The sequence below is a fragment of the Rhizobium sp. Leaf371 genome, from assembly GCF_001424045.1.
Lineage (GTDB): Bacteria > Pseudomonadota > Alphaproteobacteria > Rhizobiales > Rhizobiaceae > Ferranicluibacter.
On record NZ_LMQB01000007.1, the window covers coordinates 41,273 to 44,617 of the forward strand.

Annotated in this window: 5 protein-coding genes; 4 read left to right on the plus strand and 1 reads right to left on the minus strand. The window is 60.7% G+C overall.

The window, feature by feature from the left end; genetic code table 11:
* Positions 1-354: 354 nt before the first annotated feature.
* From ASG39_RS07700 to ASG39_RS24310, 3 genes are all read left to right on the plus strand, one after another.
* Entirely contained in the window at positions 355-558 is a 204-nt protein-coding gene (locus ASG39_RS07700; RefSeq protein WP_062594456.1) for a hypothetical protein, read from the plus strand.
* Positions 559-1,093: 535 nt separating this feature from the next.
* A complete protein-coding gene (locus ASG39_RS24195; RefSeq protein WP_200943870.1) occupies positions 1,094-1,255 on the plus strand; it encodes a hypothetical protein in 162 nt (53 codons plus the stop codon).
* A 29-nt stretch (positions 1,256-1,284) separates the two neighbouring features.
* Positions 1,285-1,437, plus strand: coding sequence for a hypothetical protein (locus ASG39_RS24310; protein WP_210168565.1), 153 nt, complete (start codon positions 1,285-1,287; stop codon positions 1,435-1,437).
* Between the two features lie 919 nt (positions 1,438-2,356).
* Here ASG39_RS24310 and ASG39_RS07715 read toward each other — a convergent pair.
* Complete coding sequence (locus tag ASG39_RS07715; RefSeq protein ID WP_062594459.1) at positions 2,357-2,731, minus strand: LysR family transcriptional regulator; 375 nt, start codon at positions 2,729-2,731, stop codon at positions 2,357-2,359.
* Between the two features lie 210 nt (positions 2,732-2,941).
* Between ASG39_RS07715 and ASG39_RS07720 the strand changes: the two genes are divergently transcribed.
* The coding region (locus ASG39_RS07720) for an aldo/keto reductase (RefSeq protein ID WP_162242420.1) at positions 2,942-3,345 on the plus strand (404 nt) is incomplete at its 3' end.

Below are 3,345 nucleotides of genomic sequence, written 5' to 3' on the forward strand. Positions count from 1 at the left end.
CATCACATAGTTCCCCCACGCGCAACGAGGAGGGACAAATGAGCTTTGTTGGTGAAGATCGAGACGAAGCCCTGCGACTTGGAGAAGTCGCGGGCCGGCAGATGACCTCATTCGTCAGCGACTGCCCATTTCTACACTGTCAGCTGGAAATGCGCACGGCTTGGCTGGAGGGGTTCAGCTTGGGTCGGGTGAGCTTGAAGCCCGGCGGAGAGCGCCGGGTTTCTTCACGTGATTGGACAAGGTTCCGATAGAGGTTCATCCCACTATGGGAGCCAGCTCTCATCAACCGAACACCCCACAACAGACTGACTGAGATCCCTTGGCCAGCGCGTTCCTTTTGAGACTGGACCCAATATGACCCGCGACCTGATGGCCGAAGTCAACAATCAAGCTGATCATGCAGCGAAAAATCCGACCAAAATGCTCGACCGCTTGAAGCTGGCGCATGAGCTTCGTGATGAATTCCCTGAAACGCCGGTCATCGAAATCGTCGATAAGCTCAATATGGCTTGGCGAAAGCGGGGCCTGTCGTTCGGAATACCGCCGCACACGCGATGACCCGGTGCTGATCTACCAAAAATCGGACTTGCAGCACAACTCATCGTTACCATTTGCCCGACTACTCGTGCGCTTTCGGCGCATCGTCAGACTTGGGAGGGTCACATGGCAACGTACAGAGCAATTCAGCAAGAAGTAAAAGCTACCTATGNTTTGCCCGACTACTCGTGCGCTTTCGGCGCATCGTCAGACTTGGGAGGGTCACATGGCAACGTACAGAGCAATTCAGCAAGAAGTAAAAGCTACCTATGGCTTTACGCCAAAGACGGGCTGGATCGCGTGCGTTTTGTCTGAGCGTGGGATCGCGAAGCAACCAGCTCAGAACCGAACTGGCGCCAGCGTGCGTATCGAAGCCTGCCCGGCTGACAAGCGTGCCAGCATCGAAGCTGCGTTAGACAAGCTCCGTTAGGTGTCGAGGGCCCACAAGCAGGCAATGGTAGTTTTCTGCGGGCGACCGGCGACACTGGCGAGTCCATGCGACATGCGGAGGGTTGCCCATAATAGAGCGGTACGCCTCCAAACTAGGAGGCGTCGCTTGACCGGCAACCATACTCGTTACCAATTGCGCCACGATCCCGACGACACCTGGGCCGTCGAAGACATCTTTACCGGGCAGACCGCCGAGGTAAATGGCATCCCGCAAGGTGGGCTCAACCTGAAGATGCCCGACGCCCGCATCGATCTGCTGAACCTCTAATACATCAACCGGCGGAAGGGGACGACACATTGAGCGATGAGGTCACGATACTCATGGAAAATTCCCATCGCGTTGAAATGGAAATGGCCGCGAAGTTGATTGATCACCGCGGCAACATTCGCCGCCTCGAAGCAATTCGCGCGCAGAAGGGCATTGCTTTCGCAGCCGACAAGCCAGCCTGACTTCGAAGCCGGTGTGGTGGTCAATCCCGGCTGTGTCTGCAACGCCTTCAGGCCTTGCTCGGGACTCGCATCGCCCCGATGAAAGCTTGGAAAGCGGCGCTTGGCTGTCGACGATGGGGATAGTAAAGGTGGTTGGGGGGCAGGATTGGCGCCCAGCCGCGCAAAACCTCGACCAATACACCGGACTTGAGATGCTCCTCGACATGCGGGGCAGGCAAGCAAGCTACGCCCACCCCGGAGGCGGCGGCGTCGCGCATGACGTCGATGTCGTTCGTGACAAACGATCCGGTAACCGGTCGCTGGATGATGCTCTCCCCCGACACGAACTCCCAGACGTGCATCGTCCCCGCGGAGGTATAGCGGTAGCAGATGCAGCGGTGTCGGCTCAGTTCGTCCGGTACCTGCGGAGCGCAGNCCCGACACGAACTCCCAGACGTGCATCGTCCCCGCGGAGGTATAGCGGTAGCAGATGCAGCGGTGTCGGCTCAGTTCGTCCGGTACCTGCGGAGCGCAGCACGACGCCAGGTATGAGGGAGCGGCGACGAAGACGAGCGGCACTGGAGGGCTGATGCGTACCGAGATCATGTCCAGCTGGAGTTGACCTTGGTGACGCACGCCGCAATCGAAGCGCTCGGCGACGATGTCCACGAGCCCGTCATTGACGATGAGCTCGACCGCAACATCCGGACACGTCTTGGCGAAGGCCGCCAGCCGCGGAAGCACGACGTGGACGGCTGCCATGCGGTGGGCGTTGATCCGAATGCGCCCCGCCGGCCGGGTGCGTCCGGCGTCGAGCGTCCCCAGCGCCCCTTCGACCGAGGCCATCGCGGGTCGAAGTTGCCGGAGTAGGTTCTCACCCGCATCGGTCGGGGCCAGCGAACGAGTCGTCCGATCAAGAAGGCGAATGCCGACCTTGGCCTCAAGGAACATCCGGACACGTCTTGGCGAAGGCCGCCAGCCGCGGAAGCACGACGTGGACGGCTGCCATGCGGTGGGCGTTGATCCGAATGCGCCCCGCCGGCCGCGTGCGTCCGGCGTCGAGCGTCCCCAGCGCCCCTTCGACCGAGGCCATCGCGGGTCGAAGTTGCCGGAGTAGGTTCTCACCCGCATCGGTCGGGGCCAGCGAACGAGTCGTCCGATCAAGAAGGCGAATGCCGACCTTGGCCTCAAGGGTGCGCATCGCGTGGCTTAGCGCCGAGGGTGAGAGGCCCATCCTCGCTGCCGCYTTCGCAAAGCTCCCAGCCTCTACGATCTCGGCGAAGACGGCAAGGCCAGCCCAAAGGTCGCGATCCATTCATGAAMTTCCTTCAGCAACCCATACGCCGAGTRTAGCCTAATCGAATGCCGATGTTCGTGCCATCTTCATGATCCATCACGATCAGTCTCAGAAAGAGCGCTCAGCCYATGGATCTCCAAACCTATCGTCCTCTCGGTGCCTCCGGGCTCCTCGTCAGCCCGCTAGCACTCGGCACGATGACCTTCGGCACGCCCCGCTGGGGCATGNATGGATCTCCAAACCTATCGTCCTCTCGGTGCCTCCGGGCTCCTCGTCAGCCCGCTAGCACTCGGCACGATGACCTTCGGCACGCCCCGCTGGGGCATGAACGAAGACGGAAGCCGGGCTGTCTTCGACCGCTATGTCGAGCTCGGCGGCAACTTCATCGACACAGCCGACGCCTACTCCGGGGGGCGTTCTGAAGAGATGGTCGGTCAATTCGTTGCAAAAGGGAGCTTACGTGAGCAGATGGTGATCGCAACGAAGTCRGGCTTCTCTACGGGTCGCGGCTCCCACGCGGGCGGAAACGGTTCCCGGCACGTCCATGCCTCAGTCGAGGCTTCGCTGAAGCGTCTCCAGACGGACTTCATCGACCTTTACTGGATCCACATCTGGGACGGCATCACCCCTGC